This is a genomic window from Pseudomonas sp. P5_A12 (genome assembly GCF_056400685.1).
The window spans coordinates 1-22,973 of sequence record NZ_JBFUKU010000070.1; the positions used below are offsets into that span (position 1 = coordinate 1).

Below are 22,973 nucleotides of genomic sequence, written 5' to 3' on the forward strand. Positions count from 1 at the left end.
CCCACAAGGGGCATCTGTGTCAGGCGGTCAGCTGGTGGGCGCCGCAAGCTGCGGTGGCGGGGCGAAGTCGAACGGCGCCAACGCAAAGCCTTGCTCATCCACCTGCAACGCCCAGCCCTGACGATCCCAATCCCCCAGCACAATGCGTTTGGCCGCTTGCTCGCCCAGCTGCAATTTGTGGATGGCCGGGCGATGGGTATGGCCGTGGATCATGGTTTTCACGCCGTACTCCTGCATGATCCGCGGAATTTCTTCCGGCGTGACATCCACGATGTCATTGGCCTTCATCTGCGTTTGCGCGCGGCTTTCACTGCGCAGCTTGCGCGCCAGTTTATGCCGGGTGCGCAGCGGCAAGTGCCGCAGGATGAACAGGGTGATGGGGTTGCGCAGGTACCGACGCAGCTTCATATAAGCTTCGTCGCGAGTGCAGAGGCTATCGCCGTGCATCAAGAGCACCGGTTCGCCATAAAACTGCACGACACTCGGGTCCTTCAATAGCGTGCAGCCGGCCTGTTTGCAGAAGGCCTGGCCCAGCATGAAGTCGCGATTACCGTGCATCAAAAAGATGGCCGTGCCGCTGTCGCTCAGTTGGCGCAGGGCCTGGCAGATGGAACGCTGAAAGGGCGTCATGGCGTCGTCGCCAATCCACGCCTCGAAAAAGTCGCCCAGGATGTACAACGCACTCGCCGAGCGGGCGCGTCCGGCGAGCAAATCCAGAAACGCCCGGGTAATGTCCGGGCGCTCCTCTTCCAGATGCAAGTCTGAAATCAGCAGTATCACTCAATGATCTCGGCTTTCTCGATGATCACGTCTTCTGCTGGTACGTCCTGGTGGCCGGCCTTCATGGTGGTGGAAACACCTTTGATCTTGTCGACCACTTCTTCGCCTGCAACGACTTTGGCGAACACGGCGTAGCCCCAGCCCTGAGTGGTCTTGGCGCTGTGGTTCAGGAAGCTGTTGTCAGCCACGTTGATGAAGAACTGGGCGGACGCCGAATGCGGCTCCATGGTGCGCGCCATGGCAACGCTGTACTTCACGTTCGGCAGGCCGTTGTCAGCTTCGTTCTGGATGCTTGGGCGCTTGTCTTTCTTTTCTTTCATGCCTGGCTCGAAACCGCCGCCCTGGATCATGAAGTTACCGATGACACGGTGGAAAACGGAGTTTTCGTAGTGACCGGCTTTGACGTACTCGATGAAGTTGGCCACGGTGATCGGGGCCTTTTCAGCGTTCAGTTCCAGGACGATCTCGCCATGGTTGGTGGTCAGTTTGACTTGGGTCATGATTACTACTCTTTCAAGGAATTCGTGGATGCCGGGACATTAAGGCCTGACACCTGTTCAGCCTTTTTTGGCCAAGGAGCGCAGTTTAGCGTGACAGGCGCGAATTTCGAGGCTGTTTTTCATTTGCGGCCGATTAAATACGACCGTTTGCAGGCGCGCTCTGTCAGCTGCTTGACAGCATCGGCTATGATAGCGGCTTTGTTTTATCTGGCCCTTCTTCTGGCCGCGCACTTGTACGTTCAAGGATCCTATGAGCAAGCCCACTGTCGACCCTACCTCGAATGCCAAGACCGGCCCTGCCGTGCCGGTCAATTTCCTGCGCCCGATCATCCAGGCGGACCTGGACTCGGGTAAGCACACGCAGATCGTCACCCGTTTCCCGCCTGAGCCCAATGGCTACCTGCACATCGGTCACGCCAAGTCGATCTGTGTGAACTTCGGTCTGGCCCAGGAATTCGGCGGCGTCACGCACCTGCGTTTCGACGACACCAACCCGGCCAAGGAAGACCAGGAATACATCGACGCGATCGAAAGCGACGTCAAATGGCTGGGCTTCGAATGGTCCGGTGAAGTGCGCTACGCCTCGCAGTATTTCGACCAGCTGCACGACTGGGCCGTTGAACTGATCAAGGCCGGCAAGGCCTACGTCGACGACCTGAGCCCGGAGCAGGCCAAGGAATACCGTGGCACCCTGACCGAGCCGGGCAAGAACAGCCYGTTCCGTGATCGCTCCGTGGAAGAAAACCTCGACTGGTTCGCCCGCATGYGCGCCGGCGAGTTCCCGGACGGCGCACGTGTGCTGCGGGCCAAGATCGACATGGCCTCGCCGAACATGAACCTGCGCGACCCGATCATGTATCGCATCCGTCACGCTCACCACCACCAGACCGGTGACAAGTGGTGCATCTACCCGAACTACGACTTCACCCACGGTCAGTCGGACGCCATCGAAGGCATCACCCACTCGATCTGCACCCTGGAATTCGAAAGCCATCGTCCGCTGTACGACTGGTTCCTCGACAGCCTGCCCGTGCCGGCGCACCCGCGTCAGTACGAGTTCAGCCGCCTGAACCTGAACTACACGATCACCAGCAAGCGCAAGCTCAAGCAACTGGTCGATGAAAAGCACGTCAATGGCTGGGACGATCCGCGCATGTCCACGCTGTCGGGCTTCCGCCGCCGTGGCTACACGCCGAAATCGATCCGCAACTTCTGCGAAATGATCGGCACCAACCGTTCCGACGGCGTGGTCGACTTCGGCATGCTCGAGTTCAGCATCCGTGACGACCTCGACCACAGCGCCCCGCGTGCCATGTGCGTGCTGCGTCCGCTGAAAGTCGTGATCACCAACTACCCGGAAGGTCAGGTCGAAAACCTCGAACTGGCGTGCCACCCGAAAGAAGATATGGGCATGCGCGTTCTGCCGTTCGCCCGTGAAATCTACATCGACCGTGAAGACTTCATGGAAGAGCCGCCAAAAGGCTACAAGCGCCTGGAACCGGCTGGCGAAGTGCGTCTGCGTGGCAGCTACGTGATCCGTGCCGACGAAGCGATAAAGGACGCCGACGGCAACATCGTCGAACTGCGTTGCTCCTACGATCCGGAAACCCTGGGCAAGAACCCTGAAGGCCGCAAGGTCAAAGGCGTGGTGCACTGGGTGCCGGCGGTTGCCAGCGTCGAGTGCGAGGTGCGTCTGTACGATCGCCTGTTCCGTTCGGCCAACCCTGAGAAGGCCGAAGACAGCGCCAGTTTCCTGGACAACATCAACCCTGACTCGCTGCAAGTGCTCACCGGTTGTCGTGCTGAACCCTCGCTGGGCAATGCACAGCCGGAAGACCGTTTCCAGTTCGAGCGCGAAGGCTACTTCGTCGCGGATATCAAGGACTCGAAACCAGGTCATCCGGTGTTCAACCGTACCGTGACCTTGCGTGATTCGTGGGGCCAGTGATTCAAGGAAATTAAAGTGCTTACGATCTACAACACGCTCACCAAGAGCAAAGAAGTCTTCAAGCCGCTGGATGGCAACAATGTGCGCATGTACGTCTGCGGGATGACCGTGTACGACTACTGCCACATTGGCCACGGCCGCAGCATGGTTGCGTTCGACCTGGTGACCCGCTGGTTGCGCTTCAGCGGTTATAACCTGACTTATGTGCGCAACATCACTGATATTGAAGACAAGATCATCAATCGGGCGAAGGAGAACGGCGAGCCGTTCGACGTGCTGACCGAGCGCATGATCACCGCGATGCACGAGGACGAGGCGCGCCTCAACATCCTCAAGCCGGACATGGAACCACGGGCCACCGATCACATCGCTGGCATGCAAACCATGATCCAGACCCTGATCGACAAGGGTTACGCCTACGCCCCGGGCAACGGCGACGTGTACTACCGCGTCGCCAAATTCATGGGCTACGGCAAGCTGTCGCGCAAGAAAATCGAAGACCTGCGCATCGGCGCCCGGATCGAAGTCGACGAGTCCAAGCAGGACCCGCTGGACTTCGTGCTATGGAAAGGCGCCAAGCCGGGCGAGCCGAGCTGGCCTTCGCCGTGGGGCGACGGTCGTCCGGGCTGGCACATCGAGTGCTCGGTGATGTCGACCTGCTGCCTGGGTGAAACCTTCGACATTCATGGCGGCGGCAGCGACCTCGAGTTCCCGCACCACGAAAACGAAATCGCCCAGAGCGAAGCGGCCACCGGCAAGACCTACGCCAACGCGTGGATGCATTGCGGCATGATTCGCATCAATGGCGAGAAGATGTCCAAGTCCTTGAACAACTTCTTCACCATTCGCGACGTGCTGGAAAAATACCACCCGGAAGTCGTGCGTTACTTGCTGGTGTCGAGCCACTACCGCAGCGCGATCAACTACTCGGAAGACAACCTCAAGGACGCCAAAGGCGCACTCGAACGTTTCTACCACGCGTTGAAAGGCCTGCCGAACGTGGCGCCGGCTGGCGGCGAAGCCTTTGTCGAGCGCTTCACCCAGGTGATGAACGACGACTTCGGCACGCCGGAAGCCTGCGCGGTGCTGTTCGAAATGGTGCGCGAGATCAACCGTCTGCGTGAGAGCGATTTTGATGCGGCGGCGGGTCTGGCAGCGCGCTTGAAAGAACTGGCGAGCGTGTTGGGCGTGTTGCAGCTTGAGGCCGATGACTTCTTGCAGGCCGGCGCTGAAGGGCGGGTTGATGCGGCTGAAGTTGATGCGCTGATTGCAGCGCGTCTGGCCGCTCGTGCTGGTAAAGACTGGGCCGAATCCGACCGCATCCGCGACCAGCTCACAGCGATGGGTGTGGTGCTGGAAGACGGGAAGGGTGGTACGACCTGGCGGTTGGCTGACTGAGTGCTTTGCTGGCTACAAAACAAAACCCGCCTTGTGTGGGTTTTTGTTTTTTTGGGAGGGGCGTCTGGCAGGGGATAATGTTGCGGGTAAAAGTGCTGATGAAGGCCGAGCACGATGGTCCAGATAATGATGCATGTCTCATAACATAAGGATATGTTTTTTTTGAGCCTCTTCGGTAGATTCCTGATTTTAGGGTGGCGAGAACATTGTTTTTGTTGGTGTTGAATGAAACGGGTTACGTTATTTTAAGATGTTATCGAGAGTTAGGCTTTGATTGGTATTTCAATAGGTGTAAGTGTTTTTTGATTTTAGAGTTTTATTTACTGTTTTCGTTGTGTTAAAAAACTCAAGCAACTAATCATTCAAGATGCTCAGGCTGTTTAGAGAATAATAATTATCCTTGGTCTTGGAAATTTCAGTGTTTTTGAAGTGTTGTTGGCGTAAGTCATTCGGTATAAAAAATATGATAAACCTTGATGGGGGATAAGAGTGCGTGGCCGTGTTTTCTATAAGCCCAGCGAGTGTATAAAAGTGCGCGGGGCTGAGTCTCTCAAGTTGTTAGTGTTTGTATTTTTAATTAATATAGGCTCTCTGTCATTATTGTCGGAACTTTCTGACGGATGAGTAGGATTTTGCCTTATTCGCTGTTTTTCCAATGGGGAGGTCGTAGCGATGTATGAGAGGTGTGGTTCAATGGATAATATTACATAGAATCTGCACTTGTCCGAACTTAGGTGCAATCAATCGATAAAAATGGAGTTTTCGCTTCCAGGAGGTAAAGGTGAAGATTACGTCTAAATATCCGGATCATCTGTGCATTAACCATTTATTCGAGGCGCAAGTTGCGCGCAACCCTGAGGCAACGGCACTGGTCTTTGAGGGGGAGGCGCTCAGCTATGGCGAACTCAACGCCAGGGCTAATCGGCTGGCCCATCGGTTGATTGCCTTGGGTGTTGGACCTGACCAGCTTGTGGCGATCTGTGTCGAGCGCTCCCCAGCGATGGTTATTGGCCTGATGGCGATCCTGAAGGCGGGCGGTGCCTATGTGCCGCTCGATCCGGAATATTCGGGGGGGCGGCTGGCGTTCATTCTTGCCGATACGGCTCCGGTCCTGGTGCTGGCTGATGCGGCCGGGCGCCAAGCGTTCGGGGCTGCTTTGCAGGCTCATACCGTCCTTGATCCCCGTGATGTCTACGCTGAAGCGGACGCCGATCCTGAAGTTACCGGCCTTACCCCCGATAACCTCGCCTATATCATCTACACCTCGGGCTCAACCGGACAACCCAAAGGGGTGATGGTCGAGCATGCTCAGGTGGTGCGTCTGTTCGACACGACACATCCATCCTTTGGTTTTGAGGCCCGTGACGTTTGGTGCCTGTTCCACTCTTTTGCCTTCGACTTCTCGGTCTGGGAATTGTGGGGCGCCCTTCGTTATGGCGGCACGCTGGTGCTGGTCCCGCAGGCTATTACCCGTTCTCCGCAAGCGTTCTACCAGCTGATTTGTGAGCAGGGCGTCACTGTCCTGAACCAGACCCCGAGCGCCTTCACAGCCTTGATGGAATACGTACAACCGTCATCGGACCATCTGCGCTACGTCATCTTTGGCGGCGAAGCGCTGCAGCCGTCGACCCTGCGCGACTGGTATGGGGTGCGTGAAGAATCTGTCCCACAACTGGTCAACATGTACGGGATCACCGAAACCACGGTCCACGTCACTTATTACCCGCTGACTTCATCGGATGCGCAACAAGCCGACAGCGTGATTGGTCAATGTCTGCCGGATTTGAATCTCTATCTACTCGACGCGCATGGCCAGCCTGTTCCGATGGGGGAAGTGGGTGAAATGTACGTCGGCGGCGCCGGTGTGGCGCGCGGCTATCTGAACCGTCCCGAGCTGACGGCAGAGCATTTCCTGCACGACCCCTTTGCGGGGAAGGCTGACGCGCGGATGTACAGGTCGGGGGACCTGGCCCGTTATCTTCCAAACGGCAATCTGGTGTTTCTGGGTCGCAATGACGACCAAGTGAAGATCCGTGGTTTCCGGATCGAGCTGGGTGAGATTGCGGCCAAATTGGCCGAGCACCCCTCCATCCGCGAGGCGGTGGTCGTGGCGCAAGGCGAGGAGACCGACAAGCGCCTGGTTGCTTATGTTTTGACGCAGTCCGAGGTTCATGACACGTCGATCGACTCAGAGTCTGGCTTGGCGCTGGCGGGAACGCTGCGTGACTATCTGAGTGGCCGTTTACCCGACTACATGGTGCCGTCTGCCTTCGTGCGGATGGAAAGCTTCCCCCTGACGGCCAATGGCAAGCTTGATCGCAAGGCGTTGCCGGTTCCGCAGGAGGGTGCTTTTGCCCGTGAGGCCTACGAAGCGCCGCTGGGCGAGGCAGAGGTCCTCCTCGCCGGGATCTGGTCGGAGCTGCTTGGCGTTGAACAGGTCGGTCGCCATGACAGCTTCTTCGCCCTTGGCGGCCACTCACTCATGGCCGTGCGGCTGGTCAGTCGCATAGCAGCCTTTGGGGCTGAATTGCCGCTCGCCACCTTGTTCGCCTCTCCAACGCTCAAGGCTGTGGCGTTGGCAATTGAAGCCCAGCGCGACGGCGGCGCTGTGGCGCGTGCATCGATCCGGACCCTCTCTCGCGATGAGTCCTTGCCGTTGTCTTTCGCTCAGCAGCGACTGTGGTTTCTGGCGCAACTCGACAGTGGGTTCAGCGACGCCTATCACATCCCCTTGGCTCTGAGGTTGTGCGGCCAGTTGAACGTGATGGTCTTGCAGCAGGCCCTCGATGCACTGTGGTCGCGCCATGAGGCATTGCGCTCGGTCTTTGTCATCAAAGATGGGGAGGTCGAAGTGCGTCTGCTGGCCTGCGACCAGGGTTTGCCATTGCGCGAGATTGATCTCCTTGGATCGGGCGCAGAAGCCGACCTTGCAAGGCTTTGCACCGAAGAGGCTCGAGCCCCCTTTGATCTCGCTACAGGGCCGCTGATTCGATCTTGTCTGATCCGGGTGCCTGTCGCCTCATCCGCAGATGAACATGTATTGTTACTCACACAACACCACATCGTCTCGGATGGCTGGTCGCTCGGCATACTTTTGCCTGAGCTGAGTGCGCTGTACACGGCTTTCAGCAACCATCAGGCCAGTCCATTGCCGCCGCTGGCGATCCAGTATCCGGACTATGCCGCCTGGCAGCGGCAATGGCTGTCGGGTGAGCGTTTGAATGAGCAGGCGGCATACTGGAGAGAGGCGCTGGCCGATGCGCCAACGCTGCTCGACCTGCCCACAGACCGGCGTCGGCCTGAGCAGCAGTCGCTTGTGGGTGCCTCTGTGCCGATCAAACTCAGTGCAGAGCTGACAACGTCCCTCAAGCGTTTTAGCCAACAGCAAGGTGTGACGCTATTCATGACGGTGTTGTCGGCCTGGGCGGCAGTACTATCACGCCTGTCGGGGCAGGAAGACATTGTGATAGGCGCGCCAAGTGCCAACCGGGGCCATTGCGACATCGAGCCGCTGATCGGCTTCTTCGTCAACACACTGGCGTTGCGGATTGACCTTGGCGACAACCCGAGCGTTACCGAACTCATTGCTCAAGTACGCGAGCGGGCACTCAAGGCCCAGGATCATCAAGATCTGCCGTTCGAGCAGGTGGTGGAGATAACGCAGCCGCCAAGACGGTTGAGCCATACCCCACTGTTTCAAGTGGTATTTGCCTGGCAAAACTACGATGCAGGCCAATGGGTCTTGCCCGGCCTTGAAGCCAGTCCGGTGGGTTCTTCCTATGAGGTCGCCCGGTTCGATCTGGAGCTRAACCTGGCCGAGGCGGGCGATCGAATCGTGGGTGCGCTTGGCTATGCGACGGCGTTGTTTGACGCAGCCACGATCGAGCGCCACGTGGGTTATCTGAAGACTGTCCTTGCCGAGATGACCCGGGATGCCAGCCAGACTGTCGCCAAAATAGACCTGCTTGATGCGTCTGAGCGCACCTTGTTGCTCAAGACATGGAACTCGATGGATGAATCCTGCCCGGCTCATCTGTGTATGCATCAGCTTTTCGAGGAGCAGGTTGCGCGCAATCCTGAGGCAACGGCGCTGGTCTTTGAGGGCGAGTCGCTCAGCTATGGCGAACTCAACGCCAGGGCCAATCGGCTGGCGCATCGGCTGATTGCTTTGGGCGTCAAGCCTGACCAGCGCGTGGCGATCTGTGTCGAGCGTTCTGCGGTAATGGTTGTTGGCTTGATGGCGATCCTGAAGGCGGGCGGCGCCTATGTGCCGCTTGATCCGGAGTACTCGGGGGAGCGACTGGCGTTCATTCTTGGCGATACGGCTCCGGTTTTGGTGCTGGCTGATGCGGCCGGGCGCCAAGCGCTCGGGGACGCTTTGCAGGCTCGTACCGTAATCGATCCCAATGAGGCCCACGCTGAAGCGTTGATCGGGGTGGACGCTAACCCTGAAGTTCCAGGCCTTACCCCCAATAACCTCGCTTATATCATCTACACCTCGGGCTCAACCGGACAGCCCAAAGGGGTCATGATCGAGCATGCTCAGGTGGTGCGCCTGTTCGACACGACACACGCCGACTTTGGTTTTGAGGCCAGTGACGTTTGGTGCCTGTTCCACTCTTTTGCCTTCGACTTCTCGGTCTGGGAACTGTGGGGCGCCCTTCGTTATGGCGGCACGCTGGTGCTGGTCCCGCAGGCCATTACCCGTTCTCCGCAAGCGTTCTATCAGTTGATTTGTGAGCACGGCGTCACCGTCCTGAACCAGACCCCAAGCGCCTTTACCGCCTTGATGGCGTATGCACAACCGTCATCGGACCGCCTGCGCTATGTCATTTTTGGCGGCGAAGCGCTGCAACCGTCGACCCTGCGCGACTGGTATGGCGTGCGTGGCGAATCCGCCCCACAACTGGTGAACATGTACGGGATCACGGAAACCACGGTCCACGTCACTTATTACCCGCTGACTTCATCGGATGCGCAACAAGCCGACAGCGTGATCGGTCGGCGTCTGCCGGATTTGAATCTCTATCTTCTCGACGCGTTTGGCCAGCCTGTTCCGACGGGGGCCGTGGGTGAGATGTACGTCGGCGGCGCCGGTGTTGCGCGTGGCTACCTGAACCGGCCCGAGCTGACGGCCGAGCGATTCCTGCGCGATCCCTTCGCTGGCAAACCTGAAGCGCGGATGTATAAAACGGGGGACCTGGCCCGTTACCTGCCGAACGGCAATCTGGCGTTCCTTGGCCGCAATGACGACCAGGTGAAGATCCGCGGCTTCCGGATTGAACTGGGTGAAATTGCGGCCCGATTGGCCGAGTATCCCTCCATCCGCGAGGCGGTGATGGTGGCGCAAGGCGAGAAGACCGACAAGCGTCTGGTGGCTTACGTGGTGGCGCAGTCCGAGGTTCAGGACACGTCGATCGACTCAGAGTCTGGCCTGGCACTGGCGGGAGCGCTGCGTGATTACCTGAGCAGCCGTTTACCCGACTACATGGTGCCGTCTGCCTTTGTGCAGATGGAAAGCTTGCCGCTGACGGCTAATGGCAAGCTTGATCGGCGGGCGTTGCCGGTTCCAGAGGGCGATGCCTTTGCCCATGCGGCCTACGAGGCGCCGTTGGGCGAAATCGAGGTCACCCTTGCCGGGATCTGGTCAGCGCTGCTTGGGGTTGAACAGGTCGGTCGCCATGACAATTTCTTCGCCCTCGGCGGCCATTCACTCATGGCTGTACGGTTGATCGAGCGTTTGCGCCGCCAAGGCTTGAGCCTCGCTGTGCGTGATCTGTTTCAGACGCCCGTGTTGGCGGTGCTGGCCAGCACGCTTGGCCAGCACCGAGAGGTGGTGGTGCCGCCAAATCTTATCAAGCCCGAGACGTGCAAAATCACGCCCGAACTGCTGCCGTTGATAGATCTCAGCCAATCGGAAATTGACCTGATCGTTTCACAGGTACCTGGGGGGGCAGCCAACATCCAGGATATCTACGCACTCTCACCTATGCAGGACGGCATCCTGTTCCACCACATGTTGGCAAAGGAAGGTGACCCCTATTTGCTGGTGGCCCAGATGGCCTTTGCTGATCGTGAAACATTGGAACGCTATCTCGGCGCCGTTCAACGGGTTGTAGACCGCCACGACATTTTGCGTACCGCTTTTATTTGGGAAGGGTTGTCTCGCGCCGCGCAAGTTGTCTGGCGACAGGCTCCGCTCTCCGTCACTGATGTTGTTCTCGATCCGGCAGACGGTCCCGTTACCGAACAGCTTTCCCGGCGCTTCGATTCATGTCGGCACCGAGTTGACCTGACCCAGGCGCCGGTGCTGCGCTTTATCGTTGCCCATGACCCTGTCGCAGGCCGCTTCATTCTGATGCAACTGCAGCATCACCTGATTGACGATGCTTCTTCATTGCAGTTTTTTTATAACGAAGTGCAGGCGTTCCTCGCCGGGCGCGGTGAGAAACTGCCGTCGCCTCAACCGTTCCGCAACCTGATTGGTCAGGTGCAGTTGGGCAAGAGCGTTGAGGAGCATGAGCGGTTCTTCAGATCGATGCTGGCTGACATAGAAGAGCCGACGCTGCCCTTTGGATTGGCGGAAGTGCATCTGGACGGCGCGCAGGTGGGCCAGACCCACCGCATGGTTTCGGCCGAACTCAATGATCGGCTACGGACGCAGGCGAGGCGATTGAATGTGAGTCTCGCCAGTCTGTGTCATGTTGCCTTTGCCCAGGTTCTGGCACGCACCAGCGGCCAGGAAAAGGTCGTGTTTGGTACGGTGCTGTTTGGGCGCATGCAAGCCGGCCATGGGTCAGATCGAGCCATGGGCATGTTCATCAACACGCTGCCGATCCGGTTTGACTCAGGCGGCATTGATACCGCCGAGAGTGTCCAGCAGGCTCATGCCCGACTGGCTGAGTTGCTCGCCCACGAGCATGCCTCGCTGGCGCTGGCACAAAGGTGCAGTGGGGTCGCTACAGGTACGCCACTGTTCAGCGCATTGCTTAACTATCGGCACAATGATCTGGCTGGTGCGGACAACATTGTCCAAACCATGGAGCAAATGCCGGGTGTCCAGTTCTTGAGTGAACAAGAGCGGACCAATTATCCGCTCACGTTGTCCGTGGAAGATTTCAGTCACTCATTCGGGTTGACGACCCAAGTGGTCACGCCATTCGATTCCGATCGTGTGTGTGGCTACATGGAGCAGGCGTTGGAAAGTCTGGCGCAGACCTTGGAGCGCTCGCTGCACCGCCCGGTTCGACAGCTGAATATTCTGCCTGCGTCTGAACGTACATTGCTGCTCAAGACGTGGAACGCGACGGATGCATCCAGCCCGGATCATTTGTGCATTCATCATTTGTTTGAAGAGCAGGTAGCGCGCAGTCCAGAGGCAACGGCGCTGATCTTTGAGGGCGAGGCGCTCAGTTACGGTGAGCTCAATGCCAGAGCAAATCGACTGGCACATCGGCTGATCGAGCAGGGCGTCGGGCCAGACCAGCGGGTGGCGATCTGTGTCGAGCGCTCGGCGGCCATGGTTGTTGGTCTTATGGCGATCCTGAAGGCGGGCGGCGCCTATGTGCCACTTGATCCGGCCTACCCGGGAGATCGACTGGCTTACATTCTTACCGATACGGCGCCGGTCCTGGTGCTGGCCGATGCAGCCGGGCGGCAGGTGCTGGGTGAGGCGTTGCAGTCCCACACCGTGCTAGATCCCAATGAAATCTTGACGAAGGCTGATGTCAATTTCCAGGTCCCCGGCCTGACACCCCGCAACCTCGCTTATCTGATCTATACCTCGGGCTCAACCGGACAGCCCAAGGGCGTCATGATCGAACACCGTGGATTAATCGCATCGACATTGGCAAGAACCACGGTCTATAAGCCGAGTTCCGACGCTGTATTTTTACTGCTGTCATCGATGGCGTTTGACAGTTCCGTGGCAGGCATTTTCGGAACGTTAACAACCGGTGGTGCTTTGTGTTTACCAGGTGGCAAAGCCGTCGTAGATCCACACATCATCAGCCGCCATTTGATTGAAAACAAAGTCACGTCGGTGCTGCTGGTGCCGTCTCTGGCAAGACTGGTTCTGCCGCAAGTTGCCCAACTCGGATATGGACAACTGCGTCAGGTGATCGTGGCGGGCGAATTGTGTCCTGCGAAGCTGATCCAGGAAGTGACTTCAGCCTTTACTGCCGTGGAATTATTCAATGAATATGGCCCGACGGAGGCGACTGTCTGGGCGGCGGTCTATCGCTGTTCATCCGATGACGTTGATCCGGTTCCGATAGGCCGTCCGGTTTCAAACACCCGCATTTACCTTCTGGACGCGCATGGCGAGCCTGTTCCGCTGGGGGCGGTGGGTGAGATGTACATCGGGGGCATGGGTGTTGCGCGTGGATATCTGAACCTCGCCGAACTGACGGCTGAGCGTTTCTTGCTCGATACATTTGCCGGCGAGCCTGACGCGCGTATGTACAAGACGGGGGACCTGGCCCGTTATCTGCCGGACGGGAACCTGGTGTTCATGGGGCGCAATGACGATCAGGTCAAGATCCGTGGCTTGCGGATTGAGCCAGGTGAAATTGCAGCCAGATTGACCGAGCATCCTTCCATCCGCGAGGCGGTTGTGGAGGTGCAAGGCGTAGACCCGGGCGAGCGACTGGTCGCCTATGTAGTGGCTCAGCCAGAGGTTGCGGGAAATGATGCCTTAATACCTAAGGCTGACTCCGAGGTGGGTCTACCGCTTGCAGGACGACTGCGTGATTATCTGAGTGAACGTCTACCCGACTACATGGTGCCGTCTGCCTTTGTGCTGATTGAACGCTTGCCGCTAACCCCTAATGGCAAGCTTGATCGCAAGGCGTTGCCTGTTCCTGAGGGTGCGGCCTTTGCGCATGCCGCGTATGAGGCACCACAAGGTGAGACCGAGACGATCCTGGCAGCGCTTTGGTCAGGGTTGCTTGGTGTTGAGCAGGTCGGTCGCCATGACAACTTCTTCGCCCTCGGCGGCCATTCGCTCATGGCCGTCCAGCTGATGCAAAAAGTCAGGAGTTATGGTCTGGAGTGTTCGCTGAGCGACATTTTTGAAACCCCTCGATTGGCTAACCTTGCCACTCAGATCGCACAGTCTCCTGTGTTCAACCCGCAGATCGGGGCGATCACGGTGCGCGCTGGCGGGACTGAACCCCCGGTCTTTTTCGTGCCCTCGGGATTAGCCGATTATTCGTATGCTATTTCTCTGGCGCAACAAATCCGCGTCAGCTGCCCGATCCATGTATTGCCGTGGTCGGCCATTGGCGACCCTTTGCCTCACTCGATGGAGGATATGGCCGAAAGAATGATTCTGCTCATCCAGACGATCCAGCCTGAAGGGCCTTATCGCATTGCCGGGTATTCCTCTGGAGGGATTCTCGCTTATGCCATCGCCCATGCGCTTATGTGCAAAGAGGCCAGCGTTGAATTTTTAGGCTTTATTGATGTTCCCGCGCCGCACAAGTTACTTTATAAAAACCAGGGTGTTAAGCACTACTTTATTGAGCATGTTAAGGCGGTGGCTTCCGAGGCGAAGCGTCATAAATTCGATGTTTTAAATGAGGGTGATGAGTTTGCTGCGCTGATTAAAAAAGCACAGGACCTGGGAGGCTATGATTTAAATGCAGACATCTCGCTGGAAACAGTCAAATGGCAAGTCATTTATCATTTCTCACACATCGCCGGCGCCTATAGACCATCTCCATTGCCGATCAATCTCTATCATTTCTACGCGGCTGATCATGAGCGTACCCCTCTGCTGCAGGTGGATATGGTAGGCGGGTGGAGAGAACTCTTGCCTGATTTGGCGATTAGTTCTGTTTCTATTCCAGGCGGGCATGGGTCGATGATGGAGGACGTCAGTAATCGCATACACTTGGCTGAAGCAATCAATCGAGCGCTTTTGTAAGAGGTGATGATTGAGCGTCACGCTCATCTACATGCAAGTGGGGCTGTTGCAAATGGTTGTAACTTCCTCACTTGCTTACTTGTTTAAATTAACCATTCAGCCGCCCCCATTAGTTTGCGTTGCAGCGGGCTACTGATTAGCGTCGAATTATAAAAAAGGAGAAATCATGGCAAATCCCTACCGCGAACTTCTCACCACCCCCGGCGTCATGGGGTTAGTGATCGCGAGTTCCATTGCCCGTTTGCCACAGGCAATGATCGGCATCGGCATCATTACCATGTTGGTGCAGCAGACGGGTCTTTATTGGCTGGCTGGCTCGGTCGCCGCTACTTTTACCTTGGCGAATGCGCTTTTCGGCCCGCAAGTATCAAAACTCGTTGATCAACGGGGCCAGAGTCGGGTTCTGCCCTTTGTGACGGCCTTCAGCATTGGCATGTTGTTGGCGCTGATAATCGCTGTCTATCTGAGGGCTCGGGCCCCACTGCTTTTTATTCTTGCGGCATTGGCGGGCACGATGCCGAGCATGCCCGCGATGATAAGAGCACGCTGGACGCAGCTTTTCCGTGGCAAGCCGCAATTACACACGGCCTTCTCCCTGGACACGGTTCTAACTGAACTCGCCTTTATCATCGGCCCCCCACTTGCCATTGGTTTGAGCGTCAGCTTTTTCGCCGAAGCCGGGCCGCTTGTAGCCGTCTTGTTGCTGGTTGTCGGCGTGACGGCTTTTCTTATGCAGCGGCAGACAGAACCGAAGGTGGTCGTTGGCATTAAAAGGAGCGCAAGTTCAACCCTGCTTATCCCCGGCGTTCGTACCATCGTTCTGGCACTCCTGGCGATGGGTGTGATTGGCGGATCAATCGACGTGGCGGTTGTTGCCTTCGCCAACGCTCAAGGCTGGCCAGCGTCCGCCAGTTTCATCCTGGCAGCCTATGCTCTCGGCTCCATGATCGCGGGCCTGACGTTCGGCGCGCTAAGGATTTCCTTGCCGATTGAAAAGCAGTTCTTTATCGGGGTTCTGATAACAGCAGTCACAGCCGTGTTGCCCATTTTCTCACCGGACGTCTACATCCTTTCGGGGATGCTGTTTGTGGCAGGTGTGTCATTTGCGCCAACGATGGTCGTCGTCATGAATCTCGGTACGATCATTGTTCCACCGTCCAGGATCACCGAAGGACTGACATGGATGACAACAGGTATCAGCATCGGCGTAGCGCTCGGTGGAGTACTTTCGGGCCTGATCATCGATACTTATGGCGCACGAGCAGGGTTCGGTATAGCCATTGCCGCAGGGCTCATAATGGTGGCAATCGTGCTTATTGGCCTGCGCACCCTTGGTGCCGCGTCAGCGACGTATGCCGAGCCGATCTTCCAGTAATTGGCAATGTCCAGCTTGGACAAATGGATGCAGCACTGACAGGGGGTGATTCAACTCAGCTATGGCAATGAGTTTGCTACGCCTATTGTGAATTGGTTCATCACTCAGCCTGACGCAACCGCTTGTAAAGGGTATTGCGGCTAACCCCCAGCCGTCGGGCCAAGTGCGAGATATTCCCCCCTGCCGCCTGCAACTGCCGATTCAAATCCTCGGCATCATTCAAATCCACCGCCAACGGCTCCGGCGTTTCAACCGGCTCCATCTCCAGATCCACAAAAAAATCATCCGGCAAATGCTCTGGCCGCACCGGTTGTTCCTCGGCCATGGCCAGCGCTACCTGCATCACGCTGCTGACCTGTCTTAAATTCCCCGGCCACGGATGACGGCTGAACAACTCCAGTACCTCTCGACTCAGTCCGGCCCACTGGCTCGGTTCGCGGTGTTGCTCCCATAGGCGTTTGAATAGTGCTTCCTTGTCACTGCGTTCGCGCAGAGGCGGCAGTTCCAGGGTCAAACCACCAATCCGGTAATAAAGATCTTCACGAAACCGCCCCAACTGCACCTGTTCGCGCAACGAGCGGTTAGTTGCCGAAAAAATCCGTATATCCACCGGGAACAACTCGCTGCTGCCCACCGGTTGCACGCAACGCTCCTGCAACACTCGCAGCAGTCGAGCCTGAGTCGGCAACGGCATATCGCCGATTTCATCAAGGAAAAGGGTGCCTTTGTCGGCTTTGCGGATCAGCCCGATGCTGCCTTTCTGGTTGGCGCCGGTGAACGCGCCTTTTTCGTAGCCAAACAGCTCGGATTCCACCAGTTCGGCGGGGATCGCTGCACAGTTGACGGCAATGAACGGCTGTTTGCTGCGTGTACTGGCTTGGTGCAGGGCTTTGACGAAAACTTCCTTGCCGACCCCGGTTTCCCCGTGAATCAACAGCGGAATGTCTTTTTCAAGCAGGCGTTCGGCCTGACGTACGGCTTTTTCCACGCGGCTGTCGCCGAAGTGCAGGGTGTTGAGGCTGATCGCTTCGGGTGCCGGAACGACGGGCTCGGCGAACACTCTAGGCTGAATCGGCACTTGCTTCGGTCGTCTCAGCAGACACTGAAAGCGGTTGCGCCCGGAGGCTTGCAGGGCGAACGGCAGGCCGTCGGGCTGGTTCAGCAGTTCGAGCAACGAGACCTTGAACAGGCTCTCGATGCTGACCCGCGACAGGCTGATGCCCAATAGATTGTCGGCCCGGCGGTTGGCGGACAGCACCTGACCGGTCTCATCGAAGATCAGCAGGCCGGCCCATTGGCTGTCGAGGTTGTTCAACCCGGTGTTAAAGGTCAGTTGAAAATGCTGGCCATGGAACAGGTTGAGAATCAGCCGGTTTTCCACGGTCTGGCTCATCATCTTGACCATGCCCAGGGTGTGCGACGGCGGCAGGTAGCTGTCGCTGGACACATCCAGCACAGCGATCACTTTGCGCTCGGCATCGAAAATCGGCGCGGCGGAACCGGTCATGAAGCGGTTGGCCTTCAAAAAGTGTTCATCGTGCTCAATGTGCACGGCTTGCTCGCAGGCCAATGCGGTGCCGATGGCATTGGTGCCACTGCAACGCTCCATCCAGCTGGCGCCGGCGCTGAAACCACGGGTCAGGCTCGGGTCGATAAAGCGCTGGGTGCCCCATGACGTCAGGACCTGGCCTTGATTGTCGGCGAGCATGATCAGGCAGTTGGAATTGCTCAGGATGTTTTCGTAATACGGCAGCACTTCCTGGTGCGTGGTCTGCACCAGCGAATGTTGGCTCTCCAGCAATTGCGCGATGCCATCGGCCGGTAGTTGATCGAACGCCGGTGCGCTCTGATGGTTGAGGCCGAACGCGCGGCAGCGGGACCAGGAGTCCTGAATGACGGCGTCGTGGGAGAGCGGCGAGGCGGGTGCAGCCATGGCAGTCGATCTCTGAGCAAGCTTTTATTGTTTTTGTTATGGGTCAGGCTGCCAACGCGAACCCTTGTAGCAGCTGGCGAAGCCTGCGTCCGGCGACGCAGTCGTCGCAAACCCTGAATACGCGGTCATCCTGATAAACCGTGGCGCCTGATTTTACGACGACTGCGTCGCCGGACGCAGCCTCCGGCAGCTGCTACAGGGCCGTGTGCATTTCGGAATTCTTCGCAGTAAAACAGTGTGTAGAGTGTTGTTCACTATTGTTCATTGTCAACGACTGGGTTGTTCAGTTGTTCAATCAGGGTTGTTCATTTCTGTTCAGCAACGAAAGCACTCACTCCGTTCACTCAAAGATTTTCCAGCCAGATCAAAGGCTTGCAATTTTTGGCACGAAACTCGCTCTGTAGCTCCGGTCGCTTGACTCCAAATAATAAAAAAGGCCGAGCCATGTCATTAACCCTGGAGCACGTCAGCCGCACCGTCGAGGGCCAGACCTGGATCGACGATGCCTGCCTGAGTTTTGAACCCGGTTCCTTCAACGTCTTGCTCGGGCGCACGCTGTCCGGCAAAACCAGTCTGATGCGCCTGATGGCCGGTCTGGACAAGCCCGACAGCGGTCGCATCCTGATGAATGGCGTCGACGTCACCCAGCGTCCGGTGCGGCTGCGAAACGTGTCGATGGTCTATCAGCAGTTCATCAATTATCCGACCATGACCGTCTTCGAAAACATTGCCTCGCCGTTACGCCAGGGCGGTGTTTCCAACGAACTGATCCAGAGCAAAGTGCTGGAAACCGCGAAGATGCTGCGCATCGAGAAGTTCCTCCAGCGCCATCCCCTCGAACTCTCTGGCGGCCAGCAACAGCGCACGGCCATGGCTCGCGCGCTGGTCAAAGATGCCGAGCTGATTCTGTTCGACGAGCCGCTGGTCAACCTCGATTACAAGCTGCGCGAAGAACTGCGCCAGGAAATGCGCGAGCTGTTCAAGGCGCGGCACACCATCGCGATTTATGCGACCACCGAACCCAACGAAGCCCTGGCGCTGGGCGGCACCACGACCATTCTTCACGAGGGCCGGGTGATCCAGAGCGGCAAGTCGTCCGAGGTGTATCACCAGCCGCAAAGCGTACTCGCGGCAGAGCTGTTTTCCGAGCCGCCGATCAACCTGATGCCGGGGCGCATTGCCGGTAACGAAGTCAGCTTTGCCAATTTCGTGCACTTCCCGTTGAACGTGGATTTGCGGCCGGTGGGCGAGGGCGAGTTCCGCTTTGGCGTGCGGCCCAGCCACATCTCGCTGGTGCCCAGCAACGACGATGACCTGGAACTGGCAGTAACGGTCGAGGTCGCCGAGATCAGCGGTTCGGAAACTTTCCTGCATGTGCGCAATGAGCATTTTTTGCTGGTGCTGCACTTGCCCGGCGTTCACGAATACGACGTCGATGCGCCGATCCGCATTTATATCCCGACCCATAAACTGTTTGTTTTCGATGCGCAGGGGCGTTTGATCCAGGCGCCCGGCCGCCGTATTGCGAGGGTTGCCTGATGGCCGAAATCCGTTTGCAGAACCTCGCCCACAGCTACACCAAAACCCCGGCCGGACCCGAGGATTACGCGATCCGCGAAATGGACCACGTTTGGGAACAGGGCGGCGCCTATGCGTTGCTCGGGCCTTCGGGGTGTGGCAAGTCGACCTTGCTMAACATCATTTCCGGGTTGCTCAGCCCCTCTCAGGGGCATGTGTTGTTCGACGGCAAAGCGGTCAACAACCTCACGCCGGAGAAGCGCAACATCGCCCAGGTTTTTCAGTTCCCGGTGGTCTACGACACCATGACGGTGTTCGATAACCTGGCGTTTCCGCTGCGTAATCAGGGCATGGCCGAGGCGAGAATCCACACCAAGGTGCAAGAAATTGCCGAGGTGCTGGACCTGCAGCCGCTGTTGAGCAAAAAGGCCAGCAACCTTACCGCCGATGAAAAACAAAAGGTTTCCATGGGCCGTGGGCTGGTGCGCGATGACGTCTCGGCGATCCTGTTCGACGAACCGCTGACCGTGATCGACCCGCACCTGAAGTGGAAGCTGCGGCGCAAGCTCAAGCAGATCCATGAGCAGTTCAACATCACCATGGTTTACGTCACTCACGATCAGCTGGAGGCTTCGACCTTCGCTGACAAAATCGCCGTGATGTACGGCGGGCAGATCGTGCAGTTCGGTACGCCGCGAGAATTGTTCGAACGGCCGAGCCACACCTTTGTCGGCTATTTCATCGGCAGCCCGGGAATGAATCTGATCGAGGTCAAGCCGCAACCGGGTGGCGTGGGTTTCGCCTCGACGCACCTGCCGCTGTCTGAAGCTCAACAGAAACGCATCGCAGAATCCGAGTGGAAAACCCTCAAGGTCGGCATCCGGCCAGAGTTCGTGCATGTGTGGGAAGAACCCTTTGATGACGCGATGAAGGCTCAGGTCGTACACATCGAAGATCTCGGCACCTACAAGATCCTGACCCTGAACCTCGACGGTGCACCCTTGAAAGTGCGCCTGGCCGAAGACAAACCGGTGCCCGAAGGCACGGCGTACATCAGTTTCCCGGCGCAGTGGTTGATGGTGTATGCCGATGAATATCTGCTGCCAGCGCAAGCCAATAACGGAGTGCAGCCATGAACAAGGTGCAAAACAACAAGGCCTGGTGGCTGGTGTTGCCGGTGTTCCTGCTGGTGGCCTTCAGTGCGGTGATACCGATGATGACGGTGGTCAACTATTCGGTGCAGGACATCTTCGACCAGTCCAGCCGCTACTTCGTCGGTGCCGACTGGTACAGGCAAGTGCTGCTCGATCCGCGCCTGCATGACTCATTGTTGCGGCAGTTCATCTACTCCGGCTGCGTGCTGCTGATCGAAATCCCGCTGGGCATCGCCATCGCCCTGACGATGCCGACCAAGGGGCGCTGGTCGTCGCTGGTGCTGATCATTCTGGCGATTCCGTTGCTGATTCCATGGAACGTGGTCGGCACGATCTGGCAGATTTTTGGCCGCGCCGACATCGGCCTGCTGGGGGCAAGCCTCAAAGCCATGGGCATCAGCTACAACTATGCGGCGAACACCATGGACGCCTGGGTCACGGTGCTGGTGATGGACGTGTGGCACTGGACGTCGTTGGTGGCGTTGTTGTGCTTCTCCGGGTTGCGGGCCATTCCGGATGTGTATTACCAGGCGGCGCGGATTGATCGGGCCTCGGCCTGGGCGGTGTTCCGGCACATCCAGTTGCCCAAGCTGAAAAGCGTGTTGTTGATCGCGGTGATGCTGCGCTTCATGGACAGTTTCATGATTTACACCGAGCCGTTCGTGCTGACCGGTGGCGGCCCGGGGAATGCCACGACGTTCCTGAGTCAGACCCTGACCCAGATGGCGGTAGGGCAATTCGACCTGGGGCCGGCCGCGGCGTTTTCGCTGGTGTACTTCCTGATCATCCTGTTGGTGTCCTGGCTGTTCTACACCGCCATGACTCACTCTGACGCCAACCGCTGAGGCCCGCCATGAGCAAGCGTCTTACCCCTATGAAAAAAGTGATTCCACTGCTGATCTACATCCTGTTCCTGCTGGTGCCGATCTACTGGCTGCTGAACATGTCGTTCAAGAGCAACACCGAAATCCTCGGCGGCCTGACGTTGTTCCCCGCGGATTTCACCTTGCATAACTACAAGGTGATTTTCACTGATCCGGCCTGGTACACCGGTTACCTCAACTCGCTGTATTACGTGAGCCTGAACACAGTAATTGCCCTGAGCGTTGCACTGCCGGCGGCGTATGCGTTTTCACGCTATCGCTTCCTCGGCGACAAGCACCTGTTCTTCTGGCTGCTGACCAACCGCATGGCACCACCGGCGGTATTCCTGCTGCCGTTCTTCCAGCTGTATTCCTCGATCGGCCTGTTTGACACCCACATCGCGGTGGCCTTGGCTCACTGCCTGTTTAACGTGCCGTTGGCGGTGTGGATTCTTGAGGGTTTCATGTCTGGTGTTCCCAAGGAAATCGACGAAACGGCCTACATCGACGGCTATAGTTTTCCCAAGTTTTTCGTGAAGATTTTTATCCCGCTGATCGGTTCCGGCATCGGTGTCACGGCGTTTTTCTGCTTCATGTTTTCCTGGGTTGAATTGCTCTTGGCGCGAACGCTCACGTCGGTCAACGCCAAGCCGATTGCGGCGGTGATGACCCGCACGGTCTCGGCGTCCGGCATCGATTGGGGCGTGCTGGCGGCGGCGGGGGTGTTGACCATCCTGCCGGGCATGCTGGTGATCTGGTTTGTTCGCAACCACGTGGCCAAGGGCTTTGCCCTGGGTCGGGTATGAGGAACGGATGATGATGGAATGGATGAGTTGGACGGTCCCCACCGCAGTGTTCTTCATTGTCATTGGCCTGATTCTGGTGGGCATGACGACTTGGGAATTACGTTCGCCGAGCATTCTTCGGCGTGGTTTGTTGCCGATTGCCACCACCCGTGGCGATCGGCTGTTTATCGGTCTTCTCGGCAGCGCCTACCTGCATTTGCTGGTAATTGGCGTCACCGACTGGAGCATCTGGGTAGCGTCCGCGTTGTCCCTGGTGTGGCTGTTGGCTGTGATGCGTTGGGGCTAGTCGAATCGCTCGGCAATGGTGTCCCGAAACCCAAACAGGAGGTCTCTATGTTCGACAAAAACAATAAGCTGCGACATAGCATTTCATTGGCAGCCATGCTGGCACTCAGTGGGTTGAGCGCTTCGGCCTGGGCCGATGCCTATGTAGACGCTGCGAAAAAATGGATCGGCAGTGAGTTCAAGCCATCCACATTGACGGCCGATCAACAGCTGGAAGAGCTGAAGTGGTTCATCAAGGCGGCGGAGCCGTTTCGCGGGATGAATATCAAAGTGGTTTCKGAAACCATCGCCACCCACGAATACGAGTCCAAGGTCCTGGCCAAGGCCTTCACCGAGATCACCGGGATCAAGCTGACCCACGACCTGCTGCAGGAAGGCGATGTGGTGGAAAAGCTGCAGACGGTGATGCAGTCGGACAAGAGCATCTATGACGGCTGGGTCAACGACTCGGACCTCATCGGTACACACTTCCGCTACGGTAAGAC

The 22,973-nt window shown here is 57.6% G+C and carries 11 protein-coding genes and 4 pseudogenes; 12 read left to right on the forward strand and 3 right to left on the reverse strand.

Features of this window, described 5'->3' with window-relative positions; genetic code table 11:
* Window positions 1-27: 27 nt before the first annotated feature.
* Both lpxH and AC1DSG_RS12405 read right to left on the reverse strand, forming a co-directional pair.
* A complete protein-coding gene (lpxH, locus tag AC1DSG_RS12400; protein WP_477791139.1) occupies window positions 28-780 on the reverse strand; it encodes a UDP-2,3-diacylglucosamine diphosphatase in 753 nt (250 codons plus the stop codon).
* Complete coding sequence (locus AC1DSG_RS12405; RefSeq protein ID WP_477791140.1) at window positions 777-1,280, reverse strand: peptidylprolyl isomerase; 504 nt, start codon at window positions 1,278-1,280, stop codon at window positions 777-779. Before AC1DSG_RS12405 ends, lpxH begins: the two co-directional genes overlap by 4 nt.
* A 250-nt stretch (window positions 1,281-1,530) precedes the next feature.
* Between AC1DSG_RS12405 and AC1DSG_RS12410 the strand changes: the two genes are divergently transcribed.
* The 6 genes and pseudogenes from AC1DSG_RS12410 to AC1DSG_RS12435 all read left to right on the forward strand — a co-directional run bounded on the left by AC1DSG_RS12410 (window position 1,531) and on the right by AC1DSG_RS12435 (window position 15,929).
* Window positions 1,531-3,228, forward strand: coding sequence for a glutamine--tRNA ligase/YqeY domain fusion protein (locus tag AC1DSG_RS12410; RefSeq protein WP_477791141.1), 1,698 nt, complete (start codon window positions 1,531-1,533; stop codon window positions 3,226-3,228).
* A 15-nt stretch (window positions 3,229-3,243) separates the two neighbouring features.
* Entirely contained in the window at window positions 3,244-4,626 is a 1,383-nt protein-coding gene (gene cysS / locus AC1DSG_RS12415; protein WP_477791142.1) for a cysteine--tRNA ligase, read from the forward strand.
* Window positions 4,627-5,407: 781 nt separating this feature from the next.
* Window positions 5,408-11,902 (forward strand): annotated as a pseudogene (locus AC1DSG_RS12420) (amino acid adenylation domain-containing protein); the annotation flags it as partial.
* Between the two features lie 96 nt (window positions 11,903-11,998).
* Window positions 11,999-13,450: pseudogene (locus AC1DSG_RS12425) on the forward strand (non-ribosomal peptide synthetase); the annotation flags it as partial.
* 111 nt (window positions 13,451-13,561) lie between these two features.
* A pseudogene (locus AC1DSG_RS12430) lies at window positions 13,562-14,554 on the forward strand (thioesterase domain-containing protein); the annotation flags it as partial.
* 166 nt (window positions 14,555-14,720) lie between these two features.
* Window positions 14,721-15,929: an MFS transporter gene (locus AC1DSG_RS12435; protein ID WP_477791143.1), complete on the forward strand. Its 1,209-nt coding sequence runs from the start codon at window positions 14,721-14,723 to the stop codon at window positions 15,927-15,929.
* Between the two features lie 100 nt (window positions 15,930-16,029).
* On the opposite strand, the gene AC1DSG_RS12440 is transcribed toward AC1DSG_RS12435, so the two are convergent.
* Window positions 16,030-17,862 carry a sigma-54-dependent Fis family transcriptional regulator gene (locus AC1DSG_RS12440; RefSeq protein ID WP_477791144.1) on the reverse strand — a complete coding sequence of 611 codons (1,833 nt, stop codon included), beginning with the start codon at window positions 17,860-17,862 and terminating at the stop codon, window positions 16,030-16,032.
* Window positions 17,863-18,306: 444 nt separating this feature from the next.
* Here AC1DSG_RS12440 and AC1DSG_RS12445 point away from each other — a divergent pair, with 444 nt between their 5' ends.
* From AC1DSG_RS12445 to AC1DSG_RS12470, 6 genes and pseudogenes are all read left to right on the forward strand, one after another.
* Window positions 18,307-19,401: an ABC transporter ATP-binding protein gene (locus AC1DSG_RS12445; RefSeq protein WP_223520385.1), complete on the forward strand. Its 1,095-nt coding sequence runs from the start codon at window positions 18,307-18,309 to the stop codon at window positions 19,399-19,401.
* On the forward strand, window positions 19,401-20,516 hold the full coding sequence (locus tag AC1DSG_RS12450; protein ID WP_477791145.1) for an ABC transporter ATP-binding protein: 1,116 nt from the start codon (window positions 19,401-19,403) through the stop codon (window positions 20,514-20,516). Before AC1DSG_RS12445 ends, AC1DSG_RS12450 begins: the two co-directional genes overlap by 1 nt.
* Window positions 20,513-21,379: a carbohydrate ABC transporter permease gene (locus tag AC1DSG_RS12455; RefSeq protein WP_477791146.1), complete on the forward strand. Its 867-nt coding sequence runs from the start codon at window positions 20,513-20,515 to the stop codon at window positions 21,377-21,379. The genes AC1DSG_RS12450 and AC1DSG_RS12455 overlap by 4 nt, the downstream gene beginning before the upstream one ends.
* Before the next feature lie 29 nt (window positions 21,380-21,408).
* Window positions 21,409-22,203, forward strand: a complete 795-nt coding sequence (locus tag AC1DSG_RS12460; protein ID WP_477791147.1) for a carbohydrate ABC transporter permease — start codon at window positions 21,409-21,411, stop codon at window positions 22,201-22,203.
* A gap of 13 nt (window positions 22,204-22,216) precedes the next feature.
* A complete protein-coding gene (locus AC1DSG_RS12465) occupies window positions 22,217-22,489 on the forward strand; it encodes a DUF2160 domain-containing protein (protein WP_033049407.1) in 273 nt (90 codons plus the stop codon).
* Window positions 22,490-22,536: 47 nt separating this feature from the next.
* Window positions 22,537-22,973 (forward strand): annotated as a pseudogene (locus tag AC1DSG_RS12470) (carbohydrate ABC transporter substrate-binding protein); the annotation flags it as partial.

What these genes read in the sequence shown, in the direction of transcription:
- AC1DSG_RS12445 (WP_223520385.1), top strand. Translation starts at nt 18,307, where the DNA reads ATGTCATTAACCCTGGAGCACGTCAGCCGCACCGTCGAGGGCCAGACC.
- AC1DSG_RS12465 (WP_033049407.1), top strand. Translation starts at nt 22,217, where the DNA reads ATGGAATGGATGAGTTGGACGGTCCCCACCGCAGTGTTCTTCATTGTC.
- AC1DSG_RS12440 (WP_477791144.1), bottom strand. Translation starts at nt 17,862, where the DNA reads ATGGCTGCACCCGCCTCGCCGCTCTCCCACGACGCCGTCATTCAGGAC.
- AC1DSG_RS12455 (WP_477791146.1), top strand. Translation starts at nt 20,513, where the DNA reads ATGAACAAGGTGCAAAACAACAAGGCCTGGTGGCTGGTGTTGCCGGTG.
- AC1DSG_RS12405 (WP_477791140.1), bottom strand. Translation starts at nt 1,280, where the DNA reads ATGACCCAAGTCAAACTGACCACCAACCATGGCGAGATCGTCCTGGAA.
- AC1DSG_RS12435 (WP_477791143.1), top strand. Translation starts at nt 14,721, where the DNA reads ATGGCAAATCCCTACCGCGAACTTCTCACCACCCCCGGCGTCATGGGG.
- AC1DSG_RS12460 (WP_477791147.1), top strand. Translation starts at nt 21,409, where the DNA reads ATGAAAAAAGTGATTCCACTGCTGATCTACATCCTGTTCCTGCTGGTG.